This window comes from Mesorhizobium sp. RCAM 05104 (assembly GCF_059683645.1).
This window is the reverse complement of sequence record NZ_CM185033.1, coordinates 2838759-2863073: the sequence shown is the minus strand read 5'-3', so window position 1 is coordinate 2863073 and position 24315 is coordinate 2838759. Positions and strand designations below refer to the sequence as shown.

Genomic DNA, 24315 nt, shown 5'->3' with positions numbered 1-24315 from the left:
CATGAGGCGGCTATCGGTATAGAATTGACGTAAACGTAAAAGGCGCATTGAGCGTGCTGTTTGCGATTTGTTTGTTGAAACCACGACTGGGAGCACGCCCCCGCTTCCAGTCAGGCGACGCACGGTCCAGGGCCGCGACGCCATCAGACGGGGAAAGCCAGTGACCATGAAGCTTATCTCGGCCGGCGAGACCGCGGCCAATACCAATATGTCTGTTGAAGCCGGCGAGGACCTTGTCCGCATCGGCGAGATGGCCAAGAAATACGGAGTAACGCTGCGCACGCTGCGTTTCTACGAAGACAAGGGCCTGCTCAATCCGCAGCGCGACGGGTCGACCCGTCTCTACACGCGCCGCGACAAGGCGCGGCTGAAGCTAATCCTGCTTGGCCGCAAGGTCGGGTTCTCGCTGCGCGACGTCAAGCAGATGATGGACCTCTACGATCCGACCGGTTCCAACACCAAGCAACTGCGGCTTGCGCTGGACAAGTCGGAAAAGCAGCTTGCCCGCCTGCAGAAGCAGCGGGCGCTGATCGACGACGCCATCAACGAGCTGAGCGGCTCGATGTCGGCGGTACGCCAGATGCTGGCCGAGCGTTCGGTGCCGCAGGCGAGCGCGGCAAGCTAAGCCATCTGCTGATTCCGACGCCGTCGGACTCCTGACCATCAAGCCGCGTGGCTTTTCGTCGTCCGCGCCTGCCCGATGTGCGGCCCTTCGGGTTGTTTCGCGCTGGCTTGCGCGATGCTGCGCCGCTAGGCTCCTTGCGCGCAGGGGCGGGAAATCTTGTCGCATCGAAAAAATTGACGTTTACGCAAACGTCAATTTTTGCTATCCCGGCCCCAACACAGGTCCGCATGCCGCCCTGGCTTGATTTCGGGGGGTCGGATCAGGTTTGCAGGGTGGAGGAAAAGCATGCCGACATACAGGGCTCCGGTCCAGGATACGCTGTTCGTGCTCAACGAGGTGCTGGGCTACCAGCGCTATTCGAACCTTCCCGGATTTTCCGACGCCACGCCCGACGTGCTGGAGGCGATCCTCGCCGAAGGCGCCAAGCTCGCCGAAAACGTCATGCATCCGCTCAACCGGGTCGGAGACATGGAAGGCTGCGTCCGTCACGACGATGGTTCGGTGACGACGCCGAAAGGCTTCAAGGAGGCCTTCGACCAGTATCGCGAAGGTGGCTGGATGGGGCTGGCGGCACCTGTTGAGTTCGGTGGCCAGGGCCTGCCCTATGCCGTGCATACGGCGGTTGCCGAATACATGGTCTCGGCCAACATGTCGCTGATGATGTATCCGGGCCTGACGCAGGGCGCGATCGCGGCGATCATCACCCACGGCACCGACGAGCAGAAGGCCAAGTGGTTGCCGAGGATGGTCGAGGGTGCCTGGACCGGCACCATGAACCTGACCGAGCCGCATTGCGGCACCGATCTCGGCCTGCTGCGCACCAAGGCGGTGCCGAACGGCGATGGCACCTACAAGATTTCAGGCCAGAAGATCTTCATCTCGGCCGGCGAGCACGACATGTCCGATAACATCGTCCATCTGGTGCTGGCCCGCATCGAGGGCGCGCCGGAAGGCGTCAAGGGCATTTCGTTGTTCATCGTGCCGAAGCTCATGCTCGACGCATCGGGCAATCCGGGCAAGAGAAACACCGTCTCTTGCGGCTCGATCGAGGAGAAGATGGGCATTCACGGCAATTCGACTTGCGTCATGAACTATGACGAGGCCGAAGGCACGCTGCTCGGCGAGGCCAATGGCGGCCTGAAGGCGATGTTCACGATGATGAACGAGGCGCGTCTCGGTGTCGGCCTGCAGGGGCTGTCGCTGTCGGAGGTCGCCTACCAGAATGCCGTCGCCTACGCCAAGGACCGTTTGCAAGGTCGATCGCTGTCGGGGGCCAAGGCGCCGGACAAGAAGGCCGACCCGATCATCGTCCATCCCGATATCCGCCGCAGCCTGATGACCATGAAGGCCTTCAACGAGGCTGGCCGTGCGCTGGCGCTGTGGACCGCCATCAAGTCCGACATCGCCCATCGCTCCGGCGACGACAAGGATCGCCAGGCCGCCGACGACTACACCGGCCTGATGACGCCGGTGGTCAAGGGCGTGCTCACCGACAAGGGTTTCGACCACGCCGTGATGGCGCAGCAGGTGTTCGGCGGTCACGGTTACATCGAAGAGCATGGCATGAGCCAGTTCGTGCGCGATGCCCGCATTGCCATGATCTATGAAGGCGCCAATGGCATCCAGGCGCTCGACCTTGTCGGCCGCAAGCTCGGTTTGAATGGCGGTCGCGCCGTGCAGGCCTTCTTCAAGGAGGTCGGTGAGTTCTGCGAGGAAAACCGCTCCGACGAGAAGATGGCGTCCTTCACCAAGGCATTGAAGAAGGGCCTCAACGACCTGCAGGCGGCAACCATGTGGCTGTTGCAGAACGGCATGGCCAAGCCCGACAATGCAGGTGCCGCCTCGACCGACTACATGCATCTCTTCGGCCTTGTCGCGCTGGGCTACATGTGGGCGCAGATGGCCAAGGCGGCACTTGGCAAGACGGGCGCCAACGGTTCCCAGTCCTTCTACGACAACAAGGTCGTAACGGCCCGCTTCTTCATGGAGCGGATCATGCCGGAGACCTCGGCGCACCTCGCCCGCATTTCGAGCGGCGCCGATACGTTGATGGCTCTGCCGGCGGAAGCGTTCTAAGCTCGCCCGCCGGCGCCGCCGGCCCTGTCTGTCGATACGCGGAGGAAATCGTGGCGACAAATCCCGCCGAAGTGCTCTCTTTGCCGAAGCCCGCCTGGGCAGCGGATGAAGTCGGTATGCTCTACGACATGGCGCATCGCTTCATGTCGGAAGAGATCGCGCCGCGCTACGACGAATTCGAGAAGAACGAGATGGTCGACCGCGAGAGCTGGTTGAAGGCTGGTGCGGCCGGTCTGCTCTGCGCTTCGATGCCGGAGGAATATGGCGGCTCGGGCGGCACCTTCGCCCATGAGAGCGCCATCATCGAGGCGATCGGCCATGTCGGTGTCGATGGTTTCGGCATCGGCCTGCACAACTCGATCGTTACGCCCTACGTTCTTCATTATGGTTCGGAAGAGCAGAAGAAGAAATGGTTGCCGAAGCTGGCCACCGGCGAACTGATCGGCGCCATCGCCATGACCGAGCCCGGCGCCGGCTCCGACCTGCAGGGCGTAAAGACGCGGGCGCAGAAGGATGGCAACCAGTACAAGATCAACGGCTCCAAGACCTTCATCACCAACGGCCAGTTGGCCAACTTCATCATCGTCGTCACCAAGACCGATCCGGAGAAGGGCGCCAAGGGCACCTCGCTGATCGTCGTCGAGACCGATGAGGTGGAAGGCTTTGAGCGCGGCCGCAACCTCGACAAGATCGGGCTGAAGGCCAACGACACATCGGAGCTGTTCTTCAATGATGTGCGTGTGCCGACCTCCAACCTGCTCGGCCACGAGGAGGGACAAGGCTTCGTCCAACTGATGCAGCAATTGCCGCAGGAGCGGCTGCAGATCGGCACCGGTGCCATCGCCATGATCGAGCGGGCGTTGGCGCTGACCATCGACTACGTCAAGGACCGCAAGGCCTTCGGCAAGGCGATCATCGATTTCCAGAACACCCAGTTCAAGCTGGCCGAGTTGAAGACCGAAGCCACCATCGGCCGCGTCTTCTACAATGATTGCGTCACCCGCCACATCGCCGGCGGCCTCGATCCGGTGACGGCGTCGATGGCGAAATACTGGCTCAGCGACCTGCAGGGAAAAGTCGTCGATGAGTGCCTTCAATTGCATGGCGGCTATGGCTACATGAATGAATATCCGATCGCCCGCATGTTCCGCGACGCCCGCGTCCAGCGCATCTACGGCGGCACCAACGAGATCATGAAATTGCTGATCGGCCGCTCTCTCTGAGAGCGACATCAGGCAAACCCAAGGAGCAAGGAAATGGCTGACGCTTATGTCTACGACGCCGTGCGCACGCCGCGCGGCAAGGGCAAGAAAGACGGATCGCTGCACGAAGTGCCGGCGGTGCGGCTTGCCGCCAAGACGCTCGAGGCGTTGCGCGATCGCAATGGACTCGACACCGGCAATGTCGACGACATCATCTTCGGCTGCGTCGATCCAGTCGGCGAGGCGGGCTCGGTCATACCGCGCGCCGCCGCCTTCGAGGCCGGCTACGACACCAAGGCGCCCGGCATGCAGATCTCGCGCTTTTGCGCTTCCGGTCTCGATGCCATCAATTTCGGCGCCGCCAAGATCGCCCAGGGCGCTGACGAGATCGTCATTGCCGGCGGCGTTGAATCGATGTCGCGCGTCGGCATGGGTGCCTCCGGCGGTGCCTGGTTCATGGATCCCTCGGTCGGCCTGCCCGGCTGGTTCGTGCCGCAAGGCATCTCGGCCGATCTGATCGCCACCAAATACGGCTTCTCCCGCGACGACGTCGACGCCTACGCGGTCGAGAGCCAGAAGCGCGCCGCCAAGTCCTGGGCCGATGGTCGTTTCAAGAAGTCCGTCATCCCGATCAAGGACCAGAACGGCCTGACCATCCTCGACCATGACGAGCACATGCGGCCCTCGACCGACATGCAGTCGCTGGCCGCGCTCAACCCGTCCTTCGTCATGCCTGGCGAAATGGGCGGCTTCGATGCCGTTGCGGTGCAGAAGCATCCCGAGGTTGAAGAGGTCAACCACGTCCACCACGCCGGCAACTCGTCCGGCATCGTCGATGGCGCCGCCGCCGTGCTGCTCGGCTCGAAGAGGGCCGGCAAGGCCATGGGCCTGAAGCCGCGCGCCCGCATCCGCGCCTTCGCCAACATCGGCTCCGAACCGGTGCTGATGCTGACCGGTCCGGTCGACGTCACCGAGAAACTGTTGAAGCGCGCCAAGATGAAGCTGTCCGACATCGACCTGTTCGAGCTCAACGAGGCTTTCGCCTCGGTGGTGCTGCGCTACATGCAGGCTTTCGACATTCCGCACGACAAGATCAACGTCAATGGCGGCGCCATCGCCATGGGCCACCCGCTCGGCGCCACCGGCGCGATGATCCTGGGCACGGTGCTGGACGAGCTCGAACGCCGGGACCTGAACACCGCGCTGGTGACGCTGTGCATCGGCGCCGGCATGGGCACCGCAACGATCATCGAACGCGTCTGACGGGGAGAGAAACGATGAGCTACACCAATTTCACCCTCGATATCGACGCCGACGGCATTGCGCTGGTCACCTGGGACATGCCGGGCCGCTCGATGAACGTCTTCACTGAAGAGGCGATGCGGGAGCTGAACGCCATCGTCGACAAGGTGGCTGGCGATGCGGCCATCAAGGGCGCGGTGATCACCTCCGGCAAGGATACGTTCTCCGGCGGTGCCGACATCACCCTGCTGCAGAAGATGCTGACGACCTTCGCCGCGGAAAAGGCCAAGGACGTCGAAAAGGCGACCAAGGCACTGTTCGACAATGCCGGCACCATGACCGGCCTGTTCCGCAAGCTGGAGACTTGCGGAAAGCCGTGGGTTTCGGCGATCAACGGCACCTGCATGGGCGGCGCCTTCGAATTGTCGCTTGCATGCCACGGCCGTGTCGCAGCCGACTCGGACAAGGTCAGGATGGCGCTTCCCGAAGTGAAGATCGGCATCTTCCCGGGTGCCGGCGGCACCCAGCGCGTGCCGCGGCTGACCGATCAGCAGCAGGCGCTGCAGATGCTTACCTCCGGCCAGGCGCTGTCGCCGCAGAAGGCCAAGTCGATGGGGCTGATCCATGAGATCGCCGAACCGGCCAAGCTGGTCGAAGCCGCCAAGGCGATGATCAAGAACGGCTTGAAGCCGGTGGCGCCGTGGGACGAGAAGGGCTTCAAGCTGCCCGGTGGCCCGATCTATTCGGCGGCGGGCGCCAATCTGTGGCCACCAGCCATCGCCATCCTGCGTCGCGAGACCTATGGCAATTATCCGGCCGCCGCCGCGATCCTCAAATGCGTCTATGAAGGCCTGCTGGTGCCGTTCGACACCGGCCTGCGCATCGAGCAGCGCTATTTCACCGAGATCATGCAGACCCGGGAAGCGGCGGCGATGATCCGCTCGCTGTTCGTCTCGCTGCAGGAGCTGAACAAGGGCGCCCGCCGTCCGGCCGGCGTGCCGGAAACCAGGTTCAAGAAGATCGGCGTGCTTGGCGCCGGCTTCATGGGCGCCGGCATCGCCTATGTCACGGCCAAGGCCGGCATCCCGGTGGTGCTGCTCGACCGCGACATGGAATCGGCCGCCAAGGGCAAGGCACATTCCGACAGCCTGGTCTCGGATCAGGTGAAGAAGGGGCGCGCCAAGCCCGAGGAGAGGGACAAGCTTCTGTCGCTGATCACGCCGACGGCCGACTATGCCGACCTCGCCGGTTGCGACCTGGTCGTCGAGGCGGTGTTTGAGGATTCGGCCGTCAAGAAAAGCGCCACCGAACAGGCGGAAGCCGTGCTGAAATCGTCGGCGGTCTTCGCCTCCAACACCTCGACCATTCCGATCACCGGTCTGGCGAAGAATTCGGCGCGGCCGAAGAACTTCATCGGCATCCACTTCTTCTCGCCGGTCGACAAGATGATGCTGGTCGAGATCATTCTGGGCAAGAAGACCGGCGACAAGGCACTTGCCACGGCAATCGACTTCGTGCGCGCCATCAAGAAGACGCCGATCGTCGTCAACGACACGCGCGGCTTCTACGTCAATCGCTGCGTGCTGCGCTACATGTCGGAAGCCTACAAGATGCTGATCGAAGGCGTGCCTGCCCCGATGATCGAGAATGCGGCGAAGGCCGCCGGCATGCCGGTCGGCCCGTTGGCGCTGACCGACGAGACGGCCATCGACCTCGCCCAGAAGATCATGAAGCAGACCATCAGGGACCTCGGCGACAAGGCCGTCGACCCGAAGCAGATGGCGCTGATCACTACCATGGTCGACACGCACGGCCGCTTCGGCCGCAAGAACGGCAAGGGTTTCTACGACTATCCCGCCAAGCCGGCCAAGAAGAAGCTGTGGCCAGGCCTCAAGGACCTCTATCCGCAGCTGGCGCCGGAGAAGGTCGACTATGAGGAACTGCAGCAGCGGCTGCTGGTCACCATCGCGCTGGAAGCAGCGCGGGTGATGGAAGAGGGCATCGTCACCGATCCGCGCGAGGCCGATGTCGGCTCGATCCTGGCTTTTGGCTTCGCCCCCTACACCGGCGGCGCGCTGTCCTATATCGACGGCATCGGCGCCAAGGCGTTCGTCAAGATCGCCAAGAGCCTGCAAAAGAAATACGGCGCCGAGTTCAAGGTGCCCAAGCTGCTGCTCGACATGGCCGAAAAGGGTGAGACCTTCTACCAGCGCTTCGATCCCTACGCCAAGGGCGACGTGAAGCAGGCAGCCTGACGCATGGATAGCATCAAGAGTCCTACGGCGTCCCTTGCGCGTCCAAGAGGACGCGCGGCGCTGTAATGTATGTCTGGGCGCGCATGGCGCGCATGATGGCCACGGCACGAAGCCGTGGCCCTTATGTGATGGGCGGCGAGAGCCGGCTGGCCTTTCGATGCCTGCCGACCGACATCGATTTCAACATTCATCTCAACAATGCGCGCTACATGATGCTGGCGGACCTCGGCCGCATCGACCTGTTTATGCGCGCCGGCCTCATCAGGCTGGCGAGGAAGAATGGCTGGGCGCCGATGATGGGCGGGCTGCAGTCGGTCTACGCACGCGAGATCAAGCTATGGCGGCGTTTTGAGGTCGTGTCGTCGATCGAGACCTGGGAAGGCACCCAGGTTGTCGGCAAGCACCGCTTCGTCCTCGACAATGGCGAAACGGCCGCATTGATCATGACGACGGCCGGCGTTTACGACCGCGGGGCTCGCCGCTTTCTCGACATTGACGAGGTCGTCAAAGCACTTGGCCGCGCCGTTCGCCCCCGCCCGCTTACAGAAACCGAACGGGCGTTCATGATCTCCCATCAGGGGCTGCGCGGCCTGGCCAAGTCATCCGGCTGATCAAGCTTTCGGGAGCAGGGCCCCATCGGCCTTCCCAAGCGAAGCGCGAGTGGTAAATTAGACATCGCTAACAAGCCGTTGGAGGAGGGAGGAATCGTCATGCGCATGATGCTGAAAGTTTCTGTTCCGACCGTTGAGGGCAACAAGGCGATCAAGGACGGCAGCATGGGGAAGTTCATCGAGCACGCGCTGTCGGAACTGAAGCCGGAGGCGGCCTATTTCACCGCCGAGAAGGGTCAGCGAACGGCCTATCTGTTCGTGGATATGAAAGAGAATTCCGACATGCCGTACCTCGGTGAGCGGTTCTTCTTCGCCTTCAATGCCGCTGTCGACTTCGTCCCGGTGATGAATGCCGAAGAGCTCAAGAAGGGGCTGCCCAAGGCAATGGCAGGCATGGCCGCATAGGCTCACGTCCGGCCCGGAAGGGCCTCAGCTTTGTGCGCGATCCGCCGGCCGCCCCGGTGGACATTGAGATGTCCGCGCGATAGAAAGGAAAGGTATTTTTTCCTGTCCTGAAGGAGAGCGAGATTGCTCTCGCATGACCGCGTCTGGGCTGCCATCGATGCTCTTGCCGAGCGCTATTCGCTTTCGGCCTCGGGTCTGGCAAGGCGCGCGGGCCTCGATTCGACCGCCTTCAACAAGTCGAAACGTCTGTCGTCGGATGGCCGGCCGCGTTGGCCCTCGACCGAATCGCTGGCCAAGATCATCGAGGCGACCGGCGCTTCGCTCGACGAATTCACAGGGTTGATCGAAGGCCGGGACGGATCGTCGCATGGCGCATCGGTCGCGCGCAGGCGCTCCGTGCCATTGCTCGGCTTTGCCCAGGCCGGTGCCGGTGGCTTCTTCGACGATGCCGGCTTTCCGGTCGGGCAGGGCTGGGATCTGGTCGAGTTGCCGGCGCAATCGACGGAAAGTTCCTACGCGTTGCAGGTGCAGGGCGATTCCATGCTCCCGCTCTACCGCAATGGCGACGTCCTCATCGTCGAGCCGGGTGCCATCACCCGCAAGGGCGATCGCGTCGTCGTCAAGACAACCGCCGGCGAGGTGATGGCCAAGGTGCTGGACCGCCAGACCGTCAAGTCGATTGCGCTGGTCTCGCTCAATCCCGATCATCCCGACCGCGACATTCCCATGCGTGATGTCGAATGGGTGGCGCGGATTGTCTGGGCAAGCCAGTAGGCCACGCTGGTGCGGCTCCCTCATCTTGCCCTGGCGGTTCTGCTCGTCCCGGTGATGGCGGCCCTGGTCGTCGCCGGCGGTCGCACGCTGAAGCGAAGCGACAGCGTCGTGACTGTGGACCAGGTCGATCCGGGCGCCGACACGATCCCGCAACAGGGCGCCGGCACGGGGCCCGAAGAACCGGCCACTTCTTCCCTGGCCGCCCCCCAGCCGCCGAAGCCGGCACCGCATTCGAGGGCGATCGATCCCCAGGTCATCGCGCCACCGGAGCTTCCCGCCGAGGGGCTTGAACGTGTCGAGCCGCGCGCGCCGCTGAGCAAGCTGGCGCTGGCCGTGCCGCCCAAGCCGAAAATGCCCGACGACTGGAACGGGACGAAACTGTTCCAGCCCGTAGCGTCGGCCGCCGGCCTGATCGAAGCGAAGGGCTATTCGGTCGCGGTTTCCGGCATCGACGTCGTCAGGCAGGATGAGACCTGTAGCGATGACGGCAAATCCTGGCCGTGCGGCGTCCGGGCGCGGACGGCGTTCCGCGCGTTCCTGCGCGGCCGCGCGGTGGCCTGCACCGTGCCGCCCGAGGGTGGCCGCGACCTGATCGCCGCCGAATGCCGGATTGGCAAGCTGGATGTCGGTCAATGGCTGGTCGAAAACGGCTGGGCGCGCGCCGCCAAGGGCGGGCCCTATGTCGAAGCCGGCGAAAAGGCACGCACCGAAAAGAAAGGCATTTTCGGATCGGCGCCGAACCTTTCCGGTATGCCGTCGATGCCGGCGGCACCGAGCCCGGCGCCTGACGCGCCAAGCTCGATCCTGGAAGAGGTCGACGGCGTTCTCAAGCCAGCTGACCAGCCAGCGCCCGCTCAATGAGCGCCCGCGTCTCGGCAATGCCGTAGAGCGCGGCAAACGAACCGAAGCGCGGGCCGCGCTCCTGGCCGATCAGCACCTGATAGATCATCTGGAAGAAAGCACCCGAAACGCCAGGGCCGCCCTCGGGGCTTTGCTTGGAATGGTCCTGATAGCGCTCGATCTTGCGTGCGACGTTGAGCGAAGCATTCTGGATTGCTTCGCCGTTGGCGCCCGCCGGCAGGGCGCCAAGCGCCTTGTCGAGCTCTTCCAGCGCCGCGCGCTCGACCTCGTCGGCTGGGCGGAAGGTTTTCGTCGGCTTCACGAAGTCGTCGAAATAGCGGATCGCATGGCCGACCAGCTGGTCGAGCTCGGGATGCGTCTGCGGCGTTACGCCCTGCGTATGGCGCGAGATGAAGCCCCAAAGCACATCCTTGTTTTGCGCGTTGGAGGCGCTGACCAGGTTGAGCAGCAGCGAGAACGGCACCGGCATGTCGATGACCGGCGGATTGCCATCATGCATATGCCAGACCGGGTTGCCCAGCCGCTCCTTCCAATCCTGCCGGGGATAGGCGGCGAGGAATGCATAATATTCGTCCACCGCTCTCGGGATGACGTCGAAATACAGCTTCTTGGCCTGCCGCGGCCGCTGGTACATGTAGAGCCCGAGGCTCTCGGTCGGCGCATAGGTCAGCCACTCGTCGATGGTCAGGCCGTTGCCCTTGGATTTCGAGATTTTCTGGCCGTTCTCGTCGAGGAACAGTTCATAGACGAAATGCTCCGGCGCCCGCCCGCCCAGAATGTTGCAGATGCGGTCATAGACCACCGCATTGGTCTGGTGGTCCTTGCCGAACATTTCGAAATCGACGCCAAGTGCCGCCCAGCGCATGCCGAAATCCGGCTTCCATTGCAGCTTCACCTTGCCGCCGGTGATCGAAAGCGTCGTCTCTGTACCCTCGTCGTCGAAGGTGATGGTACCGGCCTTGGCGTCGACATGCTTCATGGGAACGTAAAGCACGCGGCCGCTCTTCGGCGAAATCGGCAGGAACGGGCTGTAGGTCGCCTGCCGCTCGGAGCCGAGCGTCGGCAGCATCACCGCCATGATCTGGTCATAGCGTTCGGCGGCGCGCAGCAGCATCGCGTCGAAACGGCCCGACTTGTAATATTGCGTCGCGCTGGCGAACTCGTAGTCGAAGCCAAACGTGTCCAGGAAGCGGCAAAGCATCGCGTTGTTGTGATCGGCAAAGCTCGCATAGTCGTCGCCGAAGGGATTGGGAACCGACGACAGCGGCTTGTGCAGGTGCGGCTCCAGTGCCGAGCGATCCGGCACGCTATCGGGTATCTTGCGCATGCCGTCCATGTCGTCGGAAAAGCAAAGCAGCTTGGTCGCGACCTTGTCCTGCGTCAGCACGCGAAAGGCATGCCGCACCATCGACGTGCGCGCCACTTCGCCGAACGTGCCGATATGCGGCAGGCCGGACGGGCCGTAGCCGGTCTCGAACAGGATCGTGTCGGGAAAGTCGGCGCCTTTGTAGCGCTCGACGATCTTTTTGGCTTCTTCGAACGGCCATGCCTTGCTCTCGGCGGCGGCCGCCAGCAGCTCGGGATTGAGATCGATGATGTTTGATCCCGCCATGGTACTGTTTTCCAAATCATTCGCCGGCATCGCCGGGGCTGTTTTTTCAATCGGTCTCTAGGCGCGCATGGCCGGAGCGTCAACGAGTGCGGCGCTTTTTCCTTGCGGCACGGGTACCGCGCTCCTACCTTCGGGACCTGTTCAAGGAGTAAGAAATGCCTCTGCCGACGCCGCACGAAGCCCTGATCTACCTGATGGTCATCACTTCGGCATCCGATCGCGACATGACCGATGTCGAACTGGCGCGGATCGGCGACGTCGTCCGCTCCTGGCCGGTGTTCGAGGATTTCAATCACAGCCGGCTGGTTTCGGTCGCCCAGTCCTGCCAGAAGATGCTGCACGAAAAGGATGGGCTTGAGGGGGTTCTGGCGCGCGTCGCCGAGGCCCTGCCGGAGCGCTTGCGCGACACCGCCTATGCCGCCGCCTTCGAAGTGGCCGCCGTCGATCTCGAAATGCGGCTGGAAGAGGTGCGGGTGCTGCAGCTGATCCGCCGGCAGCTCGATCTCGACACGCTGACCGTCGCGGCAATCGCGCGCGCGGCCAAGGCGAGGCTGCGAACCTTGAACTGATCCCCCCGGGTTCCGGTATGGTCATGTCTTTTCCGAAAACCGGTTCAGCTTTTCGGGATTGTGGCCTGGAAAAAGCTGACCGGCCGGATCGCCGGATCAGTAAAAACTGACCGGGAAATAGCGCAGGTAGAATTCCGCAAACGTCCCTTTCATCGAAATTTCCTGCAGCGCGTAGTCGAGCGCGGCGGCCAGCGCCGGATTGTCCGCCTTGGTGGCGATGGCCATGCCCGAGCCCAGATATTCGGGCGCCAGGTAGGGACCGCCGGCAAAGCGGCAACATCCCGCTGCATCCGAGCCGCCCAGCCAGAAGGCCAGGCGCATGCCGTCGCCGAAGGCGGCGTCGATCTTGCCAGTCTTGAGATCGCTGTAGAGGTCTTCCGGCTTGTCGAAGGGGACGACCTGAACGGTGTTGAAATAGTCGCGCAGCATGCGCTCATGGGCCGAGCCGGCGATCACGCCGACACGCTTGCCGCGCAATTTGTCGAAGACCGGATCGGTCAGCGCCGTACCCTTCGCCATCACGAAGCGCGCCGGAAACTGCAGGTAAGAGCGCGAGAAGGCGTATGTCGAGCGCGATTGCGCCGTTGCGGCGATGCCGGCGATGATCGCCTCGCCTTCGCCTTTCTGCAGCGCGCCTTCCAACTCGGCCCAGGGCAATGCCTGGATCTGGCATTTTTCGACGATGCTGAGCTCGGCGCATATGGCGCGCGCCAGATCGATGTGGAACCCGGACAGTTTTCCCGCGCCGTCGAGGAAATTGAAGGGCGGGAAGTCCGTGGTCGTCAGGAATCTCAGTCGCGGCAGCGCCGAAAGGTCCGGCTTGGGCAATCGCTCCTTGGTATCCCACAGCACCGGAACCTGCGGGTCCGCGGCGCGCGCGCCATTGGCGACCAACAGCGCCGCGACCAGCATCGACGCAAGAACGAAGGACCTCCACTGGAACGCCACGATAAAACTCCGCCGCAGTCGTGTTCGCAGGGTTTTGGTATGAAAATGGTACAGGTACAATGGTTTTTGATTTCAACCCGTCGATTTCAGGATATGATTTAGCGAGTTTGCAAACAGCGGTGATTGCCTTGGTTGGGAAATCAAGGTCGAGAACCACAACCGGGAGCGAGTGCTTTGCAATCCAGGGTCAGTGGCGAGTGCAAATCAGGCACGGACCATTGATCGAAATGCATGAGGCAACATGGGATTGATGTTGCGATGAGTCAGTTCGATCGCACGCTGGAATTCATAGATCAACTGCAGCACGCCGGAACGGCGGCCGCGGTCTGCGAAAAGCTTCTGGGCATAACGTCGGATTTCGGTCTCACCGCGCTGATGGCGGGAACCGTGCCGCAGCCAGGCACGCCGGCCGGCCTGCAAAAACAGCACGTGCTTCTCTGCGACTGGCCCGTTGAATGGCTGGAGCGCTATGTCGCGCGCAACTATGTCGATCACGACCCGGTCGTCAGCCATATGAAACAGCTGCAGGCACCCTTCCAGTGGCGCGAGGCCTCTCAGGCCATCAGCATCGACAAGAGCAGCGGCGAAGTGATGGGCGATGCCGGCGTGTTCAAGTTGCGCGACGGGCTGGCCTTCCCGCTGGTTACGCTCGACGGCCAGATCGTCATGGTGTCGCTGGGCGGTGAGGCTGTGGAGTTGTCGGCGGCAGAGTTCGGCCAGGTGTCGCTGGTGTCGACCTATGCGGTTGGTCGCGCCATGCAGCTCCACACCATGGCGAACAAGACCATCGATCATATCGAATTGACGCCGCGCGAGCGCGAATGCCTGCAATGGGCCGCCGTCGGCAAGTCCGAATGGGAGATTTCGCAAATCCTGGGCATCTCCGAACACACCTCGGAGAAACACCTTCTTAACGCCAAAGGTAAACTCGGTGCCGTCAACCGGGTGCAAGCCGTCGCGGAGGCGATAAGGCGCGGCTACATTAGTTAGGTCGGCCGTGCCGGCCTAGAAATTCTTGCCTACGTGATCACGCAATTTTCTCGTCGAAGCACGGCCGTATCTTCCTCTGAACCCAGGAGACGGCAGAATGCTTTTTTCCCTTACAACCCAAGAATTGATGGAACGTCCTGACCTTTGGGAGGCCGTCCATCGGCTACGCTACAAGATATTTGTCGAAGAGATGGGATGGGAGGATCTCAGGCGCCCCGACGGATTCGAACGCGATCAGTTCGATCATGACGAGGCCATCCACCAGATCGTCATCAGGGGCGACGAAGTCGCGGGCTACCAGAGGCTATTGCCGACGACGCGCGGGCATCTCCTGACCGAGGTGCTGACCGACCTCTTCGAAGGAACGCCACCCTCCGGTCCGAACATCTACGAGTTGACCCGCTATGCGGTTGCTCCCGGCTTTCGAGACGGCCGTCGCGGCGTGTCGACTGTCGGTACCGAACTGATTGCTGGCTTCGTCGAGTGGGGGCTGAAGCGCAATGTGAACCAGATGATCATCGAGTTCGAGCCGATGTGGGTCCTGCGTGCATTGCAGCTGCATTTCCTGGCGACACCGCTTGGCTATCAGCGCACCTATGGCAACCAGCAGGTCGTCGCAACCTTGCTTTCCTTCAATGAGCACACGCTCGATGTGGTGCGTTCGCGCCGCAATCATTTCGCCCCCGTTCTGGCCAGGGGATACCCCGACATGCTCGGACAAAGGCGTGCGTCGTGAGATCGGAGACAGTCATGAACACACATCCACAACCCGAACTCCGCAACCACACGCTGGTCGTTACCGTATCGTCGAATGACGGCCGGCCGGTGCTGGACAGAAGAGCCTATGAAAGCCTGGCCAAGACTTTCCATGAAGCTGCCAACAATGAGGAGGTCCGCGTCGTCGTGCTGCGCGGCCTGGCAGGCTGCTTCTGTCTCGGCGGCGACTTCTCCGAATTCCTCGACGCCACCAAGCACCAGAAGCTGATCGCCGCCGTCACCGATCTGTTTCGCACGTTGGCCACGTTTCCGAAGCCCATCCTTGCCTGCGTTGATGGCGATGCCGTCGGCGTCGGCTGCACCATCCTGTTCCATTGCGACATGGTGATTGCGTCGAGCCAAAGCACTTTCAGGGTGCCGTTCGTCGATTTCGGCCTGGTCCCGGATGCGGCGACCAGCATCCTGGCGCCGCAGAAGCTCGGCTATGCCGGTGCCTTCCGCTTCTTCTGCCTCGGCGACACACTTCGCGCCGAGGACGCCAGGGCGCTCGGCCTCGTTGCCGAGATCGTGCCGGGCGGCAGCGTCGAGGAAGCGGCTCTCGGCCGGGCGAGACAGCTCGTCAAGAAGCCGGTCGCCGCCTTGCTGCAGACGCGCGGCCTGCTCAAGGGCAACACCGGCGAGTTGTGCGAGCGCATCGATCAGGAGATTTCGCTTTTCCAGCAGGCGCTGCAGGATGACACCACGCTGCGGCGCTTGCAGCGGATCGCCCGGCTGGCTGCCTGAGCGGTTCCGCCGAAAGGTCTCGATAATGACGCGCCGCGCGGCCTGCTGGCTGCGCGGCGCAAAAAGGCGTCAGTCCTTGGTTTCCCAGGCACGGCCAGTGGGCCGGCCTATTCTTTCAAAAACGACGGTCCTTCGCCGATGATCTTCTTGTCTTCCTTGCCGATGATGCCGAGATCGCGGCCATCATAGGGCAGCGACAAAAGGATGCGCCGCATCACCGCCAGCCGCGCGCGCCGCTTGTCATTGGCCCGCACGATGATCCATGGCGCGAACTGCTTGTGGGTACGCTTGAACATGGTGTCGCGCGCTTTGGTATAGTCGTCCCACTTGGTGATGCCGGCTATGTCGATGGGCGAAAACTTCCAGCTCTTCAGCGGGCTGTAGCGGCGATCGTGGAAGCGCTCGAGCTGCGTTTCCTGGCCGATGTTCAGCCAGAATTTGAAGAAGTGGATGCCTTCGTTGCAGATCATCCGCTCGAAATGCGGCGTTTCGTCCAGAAACTGCTCGTGCTGCTTCGGCGTGCAGAAACCCATCACCGGCTCGACGCCGGCGCGGTTGTACCAGGAGCGGTCGAAGGTGACGAATTCGCCGGATGTCGGGAAGTGCTCCACATAGCGCTGGAAATACCACTGACCGCGCTCCGGTTCGGTCGGCTTGGTCAGCGCCACGTTGCGTGCGGTTCGAGGGTTCATGTACTGGTGCAGGACGAAGATCGTGCCGCCCTTGCCGGCAGCGTCACGGCCCTCGAACAGCGCCATCACCCGTTTGCCGGTCGATTGCAGCCACGCCTGCGCCTTGACCAGCTCGATCTGCAGTTGCTCGAGCATCGCGTCATACTCGTCGCTGTTCATCTTCTTGTCGTAGGGGTAGCCGCCGGCGGTCAGCTTGCGCTCTTCGACCCAGCTTGGAAGCGTCGGATTCTCGATGTCAAACTCCCGCTCCTTGCCGTCGACCCTGATCTTCAGCGGTCCCGATGTCGGAGCGGCGGAGTTTTCCTTGGCTTTTTTCATGGAGACGAACCTTTCCAGCTGCCGGACTCATGCTATTGGGAGCCACTACAGCGCCGCGCGTCCATTTGGACGCGCAAAGGACGCTGTAGCACTTTTTAATTTGCGCATGATCCTTTCCGAAAATCGATCCCGATTTTCGGTGTCATGCGCGAAGCCGGTCCAGCGCGAAGTTGCCAGGGGACCGGCCGGCGAAGCGCAAGAATGCGGGGCGCGCGTATGGCTGACCGGGGCGCGGATGACAGGGGCGTGGCGCAAACCATTGCCACCCGGCTGTGGAACAGCCGCTGGCTGCTCGCGGCGAGCCTCCTCGCTGTTCTCGCGGTCTATGCCCTTGCCGGTATCTCAGCATATGTGCTGCTGCCGGCGCTGGCCATGCTGCTAGGGGCGGCGCTGTTGCCGGCCGGTGCCACGCGCGAGTCTGGCGAGAATGGCGCGGCCATCGAGGCGATCGGGTTGCAGCGGCTCTCCGGCGAGTATCTGGCGGCGGCCGTCGCCGATCCGCTGATCATTTTCGACCGTACCGCCACCATCGTCCATGCCAACGCCGCCGCCTTCGCCGCCTTCGGCGGGATCGCGCCGGGCATGTCGCTGTCGCTGAAATTCCGGGCGCCGGAAATGCAGGCTCTGCTGGACGGTGTGCTGTCGGGTGATGTCGCCTCGGATGTCGTCGACTACACCGAGAAGCTGCCGGTCGAACGGGCCTACCGGGTGAGCGCGTCCTCGGTCGGCCACGGCACCGATCTCTATGTGCTGGTGTTCAAGGACCAGAGCGAAGCGCGCAGGATCGACCGCATGCGCGCCGACTTCATCGCCAATGCCAGCCACGAGCTGCGCACGCCGCTCGCCTCGATCGCCGGCTTCATCGAAACACTGCGCGGCCCGGCGCGCAACGACCCGGCGGCACGCGATCAGTTCCTGCAGATCATGCAGAGCCAGACCGGCCGCATGGCGCGTCTGATCGACGACCTGTTGTCGCTGTCGCGGCTCGAGATGAAGCCCTATCTGAAGCCGGGAACCGAGGTCGATCTGCGCCAGACCGTCGACAGCGTCATCGATCTCGCTCGGTCCGCTGGCCAGGGAAAACGGCGTTGTCATCGAGCGGGATTTCGCCGAGGGGCCGCTTGATGTGCCAGGCGACCGCGACGAGCTTTTCCAGGTTTTCGAGAATCTGCTGGAAAACGCCTGCAAATACGGGCAGTCGGGCGGGCGCGTCGTGGTGTCGATCGCACGCGGCGATGCCGATTCCGAACCGGGCATCGACGTAACCATCAGGGATTTCGGCCCCGGCATTCCCGAGGAACACATTCCGCGCATCACCGAGCGCTTCTATCGCATCGATGTCGAGACCAGCCGGACCCAGAAAGGCACCGGCCTTGGCCTGTCGATCGTCAAGCATATCCTGACCCGCCACAATGCCCGGCTTTCCATCAAGTCCGAAGTCGGTAAGGGAGCGGCCTTCTCGGTTCATTTGCCGACGCACTGATACCGCCCTAGTTTCCCAGAAGACCGTTTCTTTTTTCTGTCATCCGGCTAGCGTATCGGTGGGGATTCGAGGAACGACTCAAGTCAACACATCCCTTGGGAAGGCATTTGGTCCATGCAGTCCGTGCACATCGTCAGCGCCTATGACGAGGAGCTGAATTACCTGTCAAAGCGCATCGCCGCGATGGGTGGCCATGCCGAGCGCATGGTCGAGCAGGCGATCGCCGCACTGGTCAATGCCGATCCGGGGCTGGCCCAGAAGGTCATCCGCGACGACGCCGTGCTGGATGAAGGCCAGCGCGAGATCGACGACAAGGCGATCATCATCATCGCCAAGCGACAGCCGATGGCGACGGATCTGCGCGAGATCATCGGCGCCATCCGCATCTCCGCCGACCTTGAACGGGTCGGCGATCTCGGCAAGAACGTTGCCAAGCGGGTGGTCGCCGTTATCGACGGACGCCAGCCGACCAGCCTGTTCCGCGGCCTCGAGGCTCTGGCCAATCTGGCGCTGACCCAGCTCAAGGAAGTGCTCGACGTCTACGCATCGCGCTCGGTGGACAAGATCGGCTTCGTGCGCGACCGCGACGACCAGATCGACGCCATGTACACATCGCTGTTTCGCGAATTGCTGACCTACATGATGGAAGATCCGCGCAACATCACGCCTTGCACGCATCTGCTGTTCTGCGCCAAGAATATCGAGCGTATCGGCGATCACGCCACCAACATCGCCGAGACCATCTACTATATCGTCACCGGCGATCAGATGCCGGCCGAACGGCCGAAGGGCGACAAGACGGACAAGATAGGCCTTTCCGGCACGCTACCGGTTAAGTGAACGGCCGCCACTCGAAGGCTTTCGGGAATTGCGTTAAGCTCCGCGTACTTTCCTGGTCATGGACCTGGGTCCGCCCTTCAGGAGGTCGTGATGGAAAATGTTCGGAACCTGACGCCGGCGCCGCCGCCAACCTCCGGCATTGTCGCCTCCAGCGTCTACACGGCCGGCCGTCGCGTTGCCGACATTCCAATCGAGGAGGCCGGCGAATGGGCAAAGAAGTCCGGTCATGTCGTCTGGATTGGCCTGCTCGAGCCCGACCGCAACCTGCTGCTGCGCGTCAAGGCGCAATTCCATCTGCATGAACTGGCCATCGAGGATGCCGAGCACCCGCACCAGCGGCCGAAGATCGAGCAATATGGCGATGCGCTGTTCATCGTTGCCCGCACCGCCCAGCTCATCGATGGCCGCGTCACCTTCGGCGAGACGCATCTGTTCGTTGGCAGCGGCTACATCGTCAGCGTCAGGCACGGTCCCTCGACATCCTATGCCGCCGTACGCCAGCACTGGGAAAGCTGCCCGCATTCGCTCGCCAAGGGCGAGGATTTCGTCCTCTATGCCATTCTCGATTTCATCGTCGACAACTACATGCCCGTGCTCGAGCAGATCGAGGACGAGGTCGAGGCGATCGAGGACAAGGTCCTGCTGAAGCCGATGACCGGCCGCGACATCGAGCGGCTCTATATGCTGCGACGCGACCTTTTGCGCCTGCGCAATGCGGCGCTGCCGCTGGTCGAAGTCTGTCGCCGGCTGACCAGTGCCGACCTGCCGCAGATCCATACGGCCATGCACCCGTTGTTCCGCGACGTGACTGATCACATCCGCACCGTGCAGGAAAAGATCGACAGTCTGCGCGAAGTGCTGGCGTTCGCTTTCGAGGCGAGCCTGCTGGTTGGCCAGAGCCAGGAAACGGCAATCTCCAAGAAGCTCGCTTCGTGGGCCGCCATTCTGGCGGTGCCGACGGCATTCGCCGGCATATACGGCATGAATTTCAGCGATATGCCGGAACTGAAGATGGAATACGGCTATCCCATGGTCTTGGCGGTGATCGCCTTGATCTGCTCGTTCCTGTACTGGCGTTTCCGCAAGAATGGCTGGCTGTGAAAGAGAGCGAGTAGCGTAAAAGGCTTGCTCGATCACTGATACAAAGCTGTCGCTATTAGCTATTCGCTCAACGACTGCGACGCCGCTCCGATGCGGGCTGGAACGCCACGCGGGCGTGGTACTTGCAATAGGGACCGGTTTCGGCGGCGTCGTTGCCGCAGAAATGGAAGTCCTCCGAAAGCGGATCGCCATTCGGCCATTTGCAGGTCCGCTCTGTCAGCTCGACGAGCTGCAGATGCCGTGAGATCGGCAGCACGACATTTTCGACCGGGCGGATATAGTGGCGTGCCACCGGCTCGGCGTCGAACTGCGTCTGCAGGGCCGTCGCGCCGAGCGATGTCGTGACGTGGCGTGTGGCGCTCGCGGCGCGCGACACCGATTTCTGAACGGTCGATCCTTGCGCCGTCTTCTTCTGGCGTGCCGGCGTCGCCGTTGCGCGTCCGCGGCCCGACAGCTTCAGCCGATGCACCTTGCCGATGACCGCATTGCGGCTGACCCCGCCCAGCTGGGCAGCAATCTGGCTTGCGCTCAGACCCTCCGACCACAGTTTCCTGAGAAGTTCAACCCGCTCGTCAGTCCAGTTCATGAGACCGCGCTCCTGCTAAGCGTGCGGCAATCGGAATCCATTCCCGACCCAGCAAAATTGCTAGGGCAGACACCACATATATCTGGTGATTAGGTCCGCCGCACGAAATCTAGTTATTTCTCGACTACAACTACTCTATGCGCTGACTCGGTGACAAGAGTCCCAAGTGCAACACGAATCGGTTTTTTCGGTTTTCCCCAACTTGCCCGGTCGCTTATGAGCCGGCGTCTCGTTAGGGGGCTTGCCGCGTGCCTATGCGCGACGTTTTCGTTGACTTCATGGCCGAAAAACACGATAAGCCGCACAGGCCGCCGCATTGGCGGCTTTTTTGATTTTCCGGTACCGGAGACGCATATAATGAGCGGTTCGGCGCTTTTCGAGACCTTTTCTCGCGCACCCCTGGCTTTCGACCATGGGGAGGGCACCTGGCTGGTTACCGACAAGGGCGAGCGATATCTCGATTTCGCCGGCGGCATTGCCGTCAATTCGCTGGGCCACAGCCATCCGCATCTGGTCGCCGCGCTCACCGAGCAGGCCGCAAAGCTTTGGCACGTCTCCAATCTCTACGAGATCCCCGGGCAGAGCCGGCTTGGCGAACGGCTGGCCGATGCCACCTTCGCCGACAAGGTGTTCTTCACCAATTCCGGCGCCGAGGCGCTGGAATGCGCGATCAAGACGGCGCGGCGCTACCACTTCGTCAAGGGACATCCCGAGCGCTTCCGCGTCATTACCTTCGAAGGCGCTTTCCATGGCCGCACGCTGGCGACCATCGCGGCCGGCGGCCAGTACAAATATCTTGAAGGGTTCGGGCCCAAGGTCGAAGGCTTCGACCAGGTCGGCTTCGACGACATCGACGCCGCCGAAAAGGCGATCACGCCGGAAACCGCCGCGATCCTGATCGAACCGGTGCAGGGCGAGGGCGGCATCCGCCCGGTGCCGCCGCAATCGCTGAAGCGGCTGCGGCAGCTCTGCGACCAGCACGGCCTGTTGCTGATCTATGATGAGGTCCAGTGCGGCATCGGTCGCACCGGCAAGCTGTTCGCGCACGAATGGTCCGGCGTCACGCCCGACATCATGGCGATCGCCAAGGGCATTGGCGGCGGTTTCCCGATGGGCGCCTGCCTCGCCACCGATGAAGCGGTTGTCGGCATGACCGCTGGCGTTCACGGCACCACTTTCGGCGGCAACCCGCTGGCCATGGCCGTCGGCAACGCCGTGCTCGACGTGGTGCTGGAAGACGGTTTCCTCGAAGATGTCCAGCGCAAGGCGTTGCTGATGAAGCAGGGGCTGGCGTCGGTCGCCGACGAGTTTCCCGAAGTCATCGAGGACATCAGGGGCGTTGGGCTGATGCTCGGCCTCAAATGCGCCATGCCCAACACCAAGGTGAACATGGCGCTGCGCGACCAGCACCTGCTGGCGGTTCCGGCCGGTGACAATGTCATTCGGCTGCTGCCGCCGCTCACCGTCACCGACGCCGAAATCCACGAAGCGCTCAACCGCATCCGCGCCGGCGCCAAGGGCCTGGCGGAGGCGATCGGCTCCGCTGCCGCGAAGTAATTCGAAAGATCCTGATGAGCCCCCGTCATTTCACCGATCTTTCCGCCGTTTCCGAAGGCGACCTGCGCTTCATGCTCGACGATGCGGTGGTACGAAAGGCTCGCCTCAAGGCTGGCGAGCGGACAAAGCCGCTCGAGGGCAAGGTGCTGGCGATGATCTTCGACAAGCCGTCGACGCGCACGCGCGTCTCCTTCGACGTCGGCATGCGCCAGCTCGGCGGCGAGACCATCATGCTGACCGGCACCGAAATGCAGCTCGGCCGCTCCGAGACCATCGCCGACACCGCCAAGGTGCTGTCGCGCTATGTCGACGCGATCATGATCCGCACCACCTCGCATGAGCGGCTGCTGGAGCTGACCGAGAACGCCACCGTGCCGGTGATCAACGGGCTGACCGACGACACCCATCCCTGCCAGCTGATGGCCGACATCATGACCTTCGAGGAGCATCGCGGTCCGGTTGCCGGCAAGACTTTTGCCTGGACCGGCGACGGCAACAATGTGCTGCATTCGCTGCTCGAGGCCTCGGCGCGGTTCCGCTTCAACCTCAACGTCGCCGTTCCCGAGGGCAGCGAGCCGGCACAGAAGCATATCGACTGGTCGCAAGCGCATGGCGGCAAGCTGCACTTCACCCGCTCGGCCGAGGAAGCCGTCGACCAGGTCGATTGCGTCGTCACCGATTGCTGGGTGTCGATGGGCCAGGAGCATCGCGCCCGCGGCCACAACGTGTTCTCGCCTTATCAGGTCAATGCCAAGCTGATGGCCCGGGCCAAGCCGGACGCACTGTTCATGCATTGCCTGCCGGCGCATCGCGGCGAGGAAGTGACCGACGAAGTCATCGATGGACCACACTCGGTGGTCTTCGACGAGGCCGAGAACCGGCTCCATGCCCAGAAGGCTGTCCTTGCCTGGTGTCTTGGCGCTTGATCTGCGGCGGCGCGATCCCTATTTGCGCCGCATCACGCAAATCAAGCGCGTTTCGACGCATGCGCCCCACAGGGCGGCATGGCCGCGCCCTGGAGCTTTGTCATGTTGGAAACCCATCAAGTGACTGAACATCACCCCAAACTCGGCGAATTCGGCTACGCCGGCGACGATCACGTCGTTCCCTTCGAGGTCGGCACGCTCGACGTGCGCGGCCGTACCGTTCAGCTCGGGCCAATGCTCGACGCCATTCTGAGCCGCCACGACTATCCCGAGCCGGTCGCCCGCCTGCTGGCGGAAGCCTGTGTGCTGACGGTGCTGCTCGGCACATCGCTCAAGTTCGAGGGCAAGTTCATCCTGCAGACCCGCACCGATGGTCCGGTTGACATGCTGGTCGCGGATTTTTCCACGCCTACGGCACTGCGGGCCTATGCGCGTTTCGATGCCGACCGGCTCGAGGCGCTCATCGCCGCTGGCGAAACGTCGCAGCAGACGCTGCTCGGCAGCGGTGTGCTGGCGCTGACCATCGACCAGGGTGCTCACACGCAGCGCTATCAGGGCATTGTCCAGCTCGACGGCGAAACGCTCGAAGACGCGGCACGTACCTATTTCCGCCAGTCGGAGCAGATTCCGACCGATCTCAGGCTTTCGGTGGCCAAGCTGTTGACGCCCGGCATCGGTGGCGCACGCGAACAGTGGCGCGCCGGCGGCATCCTGGCGCAGTTCCTGCCGCAGTCGCCCGAGCGTATGCGTGTGCCGGACCTGCCGGGTGGCGATGGCGATCCGCGCGACGAAATCAACGATCCGGCCGACAATTCCTGGCAGGAACTGCTGGCGTTGCTCGGCACCATCGAGCCGACCGAGCTGATCGACCCGACGATCGGCGCCGAGCGGCTGCTCTACAGGCTGTTCCACGAGCAGGGCGTGCGCGTCTTCGGCGGTGTTCCGGTCGCCGATCAGTGTTCGTGTTCGCGAGACAAGATCCGCGGCATCCTCGAAGGCTTCTCCGCGCAGGAGATCAAGGACAGCACCGAGGATGGCGGCATCCACGTCGCCTGCGAATTCTGCTCGAAGCAATATGACTTCGACCCGGCGGAATTCGCGGCTCAATAGCGAAAGAACCACGTCTCACCGGCTGCTTCGCG

At 62.7% G+C, this 24315-nt stretch carries 22 protein-coding genes and 1 pseudogene; 19 read left to right on the top strand and 4 right to left on the bottom strand.

Annotated elements, in window-relative coordinates; translation table 11 throughout:
* The first annotated feature begins 166 nt into the window (after positions 1-166).
* From AC56QP_RS14160 to AC56QP_RS14120, 9 genes are all read left to right on the top strand, one after another.
* Entirely contained in the window at positions 167-625 is a 459-nt protein-coding gene (locus AC56QP_RS14160; RefSeq protein WP_256749318.1) for a MerR family transcriptional regulator, read from the top strand.
* A 285-nt stretch (positions 626-910) separates the two neighbouring features.
* Positions 911-2701 (top strand): acyl-CoA dehydrogenase, encoded by a 1791-nt coding sequence (locus tag AC56QP_RS14155; RefSeq protein ID WP_489859326.1) that lies wholly within the window; start codon positions 911-913, stop codon positions 2699-2701.
* A 50-nt stretch (positions 2702-2751) separates the two neighbouring features.
* Positions 2752-3924, top strand: coding sequence for an acyl-CoA dehydrogenase family protein (locus tag AC56QP_RS14150; RefSeq protein WP_489859327.1), 1173 nt, complete (start codon positions 2752-2754; stop codon positions 3922-3924).
* A gap of 33 nt (positions 3925-3957) precedes the next feature.
* Positions 3958-5166: an acetyl-CoA C-acetyltransferase gene (locus tag AC56QP_RS14145; RefSeq protein WP_489859328.1), complete on the top strand. Its 1209-nt coding sequence runs from the start codon at positions 3958-3960 to the stop codon at positions 5164-5166.
* Positions 5167-5180: 14 nt separating this feature from the next.
* The gene (locus AC56QP_RS14140; protein ID WP_489859329.1) at positions 5181-7400 is read left to right on the top strand and encodes a 3-hydroxyacyl-CoA dehydrogenase NAD-binding domain-containing protein; all 2220 of its coding nucleotides are present in this window, start codon (positions 5181-5183) and stop codon (positions 7398-7400) included.
* 65 nt (positions 7401-7465) lie between these two features.
* Positions 7466-8011, top strand: coding sequence for a thioesterase family protein (locus AC56QP_RS14135; protein ID WP_489859330.1), 546 nt, complete (start codon positions 7466-7468; stop codon positions 8009-8011).
* A gap of 105 nt (positions 8012-8116) precedes the next feature.
* On the top strand, positions 8117-8416 hold the full coding sequence (locus AC56QP_RS14130) for a hypothetical protein (protein WP_497100442.1): 300 nt from the start codon (positions 8117-8119) through the stop codon (positions 8414-8416).
* A gap of 123 nt (positions 8417-8539) precedes the next feature.
* Positions 8540-9190, top strand: coding sequence for a S24 family peptidase (locus tag AC56QP_RS14125; protein WP_489859331.1), 651 nt, complete (start codon positions 8540-8542; stop codon positions 9188-9190).
* A gap of 9 nt (positions 9191-9199) precedes the next feature.
* The gene (locus AC56QP_RS14120; protein ID WP_489859332.1) at positions 9200-10051 is read left to right on the top strand and encodes a thermonuclease family protein; all 852 of its coding nucleotides are present in this window, start codon (positions 9200-9202) and stop codon (positions 10049-10051) included.
* Here AC56QP_RS14120 and AC56QP_RS14115 read toward each other — a convergent pair.
* The gene (locus tag AC56QP_RS14115) at positions 10017-11663 is read right to left on the bottom strand and encodes a lysine--tRNA ligase (protein ID WP_489859333.1); all 1647 of its coding nucleotides are present in this window, start codon (positions 11661-11663) and stop codon (positions 10017-10019) included. The two genes, AC56QP_RS14120 and AC56QP_RS14115, sit on opposite strands and share 35 nt — an antisense overlap.
* Positions 11664-11818: 155 nt before the next feature.
* Between AC56QP_RS14115 and AC56QP_RS14110 the strand changes: the two genes are divergently transcribed.
* Positions 11819-12232, top strand: a complete 414-nt coding sequence (locus tag AC56QP_RS14110) for a tellurite resistance TerB family protein (RefSeq protein ID WP_489859334.1) — start codon at positions 11819-11821, stop codon at positions 12230-12232.
* Between the two features lie 96 nt (positions 12233-12328).
* Here the strand turns inward: AC56QP_RS14110 and AC56QP_RS14105 are convergent, their stop codons facing one another.
* Complete coding sequence (locus AC56QP_RS14105; protein ID WP_489859335.1) at positions 12329-13180, bottom strand: transporter substrate-binding domain-containing protein; 852 nt, start codon at positions 13178-13180, stop codon at positions 12329-12331.
* A 258-nt stretch (positions 13181-13438) separates the two neighbouring features.
* Between AC56QP_RS14105 and AC56QP_RS14100 the strand changes: the two genes are divergently transcribed.
* The 3 genes from AC56QP_RS14100 (at position 13439) to AC56QP_RS14090 (ending at position 15670) form a co-directional block, all read left to right on the top strand.
* The gene (locus AC56QP_RS14100; protein ID WP_489859336.1) at positions 13439-14170 is read left to right on the top strand and encodes a helix-turn-helix transcriptional regulator; all 732 of its coding nucleotides are present in this window, start codon (positions 13439-13441) and stop codon (positions 14168-14170) included.
* 97 nt (positions 14171-14267) lie between these two features.
* The gene (locus tag AC56QP_RS14095) at positions 14268-14906 is read left to right on the top strand and encodes an acyl-homoserine-lactone synthase (protein ID WP_091579742.1); all 639 of its coding nucleotides are present in this window, start codon (positions 14268-14270) and stop codon (positions 14904-14906) included.
* A 14-nt stretch (positions 14907-14920) separates the two neighbouring features.
* On the top strand, positions 14921-15670 hold the full coding sequence (locus tag AC56QP_RS14090; protein WP_489859337.1) for an enoyl-CoA hydratase-related protein: 750 nt from the start codon (positions 14921-14923) through the stop codon (positions 15668-15670).
* Positions 15671-15777: 107 nt separating this feature from the next.
* Here the strand turns inward: AC56QP_RS14090 and ppk2 are convergent, their stop codons facing one another.
* Positions 15778-16680, bottom strand: a complete 903-nt coding sequence (gene ppk2 / locus AC56QP_RS14085; protein WP_489859338.1) for a polyphosphate kinase 2 — start codon at positions 16678-16680, stop codon at positions 15778-15780.
* Positions 16681-16896: 216 nt separating this feature from the next.
* Here ppk2 and AC56QP_RS14080 point away from each other — a divergent pair.
* The 3 genes and pseudogenes from AC56QP_RS14080 to AC56QP_RS14070 all read left to right on the top strand — a co-directional run bounded on the left by AC56QP_RS14080 (position 16897) and on the right by AC56QP_RS14070 (position 20104).
* Positions 16897-18163, top strand: a pseudogene (locus AC56QP_RS14080) (ATP-binding protein).
* Between the two features lie 114 nt (positions 18164-18277).
* The gene (gene phoU / locus AC56QP_RS14075; protein WP_256748881.1) at positions 18278-19003 is read left to right on the top strand and encodes a phosphate signaling complex protein PhoU; all 726 of its coding nucleotides are present in this window, start codon (positions 18278-18280) and stop codon (positions 19001-19003) included.
* Between the two features lie 90 nt (positions 19004-19093).
* Positions 19094-20104: a magnesium and cobalt transport protein CorA gene (locus AC56QP_RS14070; RefSeq protein ID WP_489859340.1), complete on the top strand. Its 1011-nt coding sequence runs from the start codon at positions 19094-19096 to the stop codon at positions 20102-20104.
* Between the two features lie 67 nt (positions 20105-20171).
* Here the strand turns inward: AC56QP_RS14070 and AC56QP_RS14065 are convergent, their stop codons facing one another.
* Positions 20172-20690 carry a GcrA family cell cycle regulator gene (locus tag AC56QP_RS14065; protein ID WP_489859341.1) on the bottom strand — a complete coding sequence of 173 codons (519 nt, stop codon included), beginning with the start codon at positions 20688-20690 and terminating at the stop codon, positions 20172-20174.
* 357 nt (positions 20691-21047) lie between these two features.
* Here AC56QP_RS14065 and AC56QP_RS14060 point away from each other — a divergent pair, with 357 nt between their 5' ends.
* The 3 genes from AC56QP_RS14060 to AC56QP_RS14050 all read left to right on the top strand — a co-directional run bounded on the left by AC56QP_RS14060 (position 21048) and on the right by AC56QP_RS14050 (position 24283).
* The gene (locus AC56QP_RS14060) at positions 21048-22247 is read left to right on the top strand and encodes an aspartate aminotransferase family protein (RefSeq protein ID WP_489859342.1); all 1200 of its coding nucleotides are present in this window, start codon (positions 21048-21050) and stop codon (positions 22245-22247) included.
* A 14-nt stretch (positions 22248-22261) separates the two neighbouring features.
* On the top strand, positions 22262-23173 hold the full coding sequence (gene argF, locus AC56QP_RS14055; RefSeq protein WP_489859343.1) for an ornithine carbamoyltransferase: 912 nt from the start codon (positions 22262-22264) through the stop codon (positions 23171-23173).
* Between the two features lie 78 nt (positions 23174-23251).
* Positions 23252-24283, top strand: a complete 1032-nt coding sequence (locus AC56QP_RS14050; protein ID WP_489859344.1) for an Hsp33 family molecular chaperone — start codon at positions 23252-23254, stop codon at positions 24281-24283.
* The last annotated feature ends 32 nt before the right edge of the window (positions 24284-24315 follow it).

Bases quoted from the DNA above. Each gene is read 5' to 3' on its own strand.
- AC56QP_RS14140 (WP_489859329.1), top strand. From the start codon at position 5,181: ATGAGCTACACCAATTTCACCCTCGATATCGACGCCGACGGCATTGCG.
- AC56QP_RS14155 (WP_489859326.1), top strand. From the start codon at position 911: ATGCCGACATACAGGGCTCCGGTCCAGGATACGCTGTTCGTGCTCAAC.
- phoU (WP_256748881.1), top strand. From the start codon at position 18,278: ATGCAGTCCGTGCACATCGTCAGCGCCTATGACGAGGAGCTGAATTAC.
- AC56QP_RS14130 (WP_497100442.1), top strand. From the start codon at position 8,117: ATGATGCTGAAAGTTTCTGTTCCGACCGTTGAGGGCAACAAGGCGATC.
- AC56QP_RS14135 (WP_489859330.1), top strand. From the start codon at position 7,466: ATGTATGTCTGGGCGCGCATGGCGCGCATGATGGCCACGGCACGAAGC.
- AC56QP_RS14060 (WP_489859342.1), top strand. From the start codon at position 21,048: ATGAGCGGTTCGGCGCTTTTCGAGACCTTTTCTCGCGCACCCCTGGCT.
- AC56QP_RS14160 (WP_256749318.1), top strand. From the start codon at position 167: ATGAAGCTTATCTCGGCCGGCGAGACCGCGGCCAATACCAATATGTCT.
- AC56QP_RS14065 (WP_489859341.1), bottom strand. From the start codon at position 20,690: ATGAACTGGACTGACGAGCGGGTTGAACTTCTCAGGAAACTGTGGTCG.
- argF (WP_489859343.1), top strand. From the start codon at position 22,262: ATGAGCCCCCGTCATTTCACCGATCTTTCCGCCGTTTCCGAAGGCGAC.
- ppk2 (WP_489859338.1), bottom strand. From the start codon at position 16,680: ATGAAAAAAGCCAAGGAAAACTCCGCCGCTCCGACATCGGGACCGCTG.
- AC56QP_RS14090 (WP_489859337.1), top strand. From the start codon at position 14,921: ATGAACACACATCCACAACCCGAACTCCGCAACCACACGCTGGTCGTT.
- AC56QP_RS14050 (WP_489859344.1), top strand. From the start codon at position 23,252: ATGGCCGCGCCCTGGAGCTTTGTCATGTTGGAAACCCATCAAGTGACT.
- AC56QP_RS14115 (WP_489859333.1), bottom strand. From the start codon at position 11,663: ATGGCGGGATCAAACATCATCGATCTCAATCCCGAGCTGCTGGCGGCC.
- AC56QP_RS14070 (WP_489859340.1), top strand. From the start codon at position 19,094: ATGGAAAATGTTCGGAACCTGACGCCGGCGCCGCCGCCAACCTCCGGC.
- AC56QP_RS14110 (WP_489859334.1), top strand. From the start codon at position 11,819: ATGCCTCTGCCGACGCCGCACGAAGCCCTGATCTACCTGATGGTCATC.
- AC56QP_RS14145 (WP_489859328.1), top strand. From the start codon at position 3,958: ATGGCTGACGCTTATGTCTACGACGCCGTGCGCACGCCGCGCGGCAAG.
- AC56QP_RS14100 (WP_489859336.1), top strand. From the start codon at position 13,439: ATGAGTCAGTTCGATCGCACGCTGGAATTCATAGATCAACTGCAGCAC.
- AC56QP_RS14095 (WP_091579742.1), top strand. From the start codon at position 14,268: ATGCTTTTTTCCCTTACAACCCAAGAATTGATGGAACGTCCTGACCTT.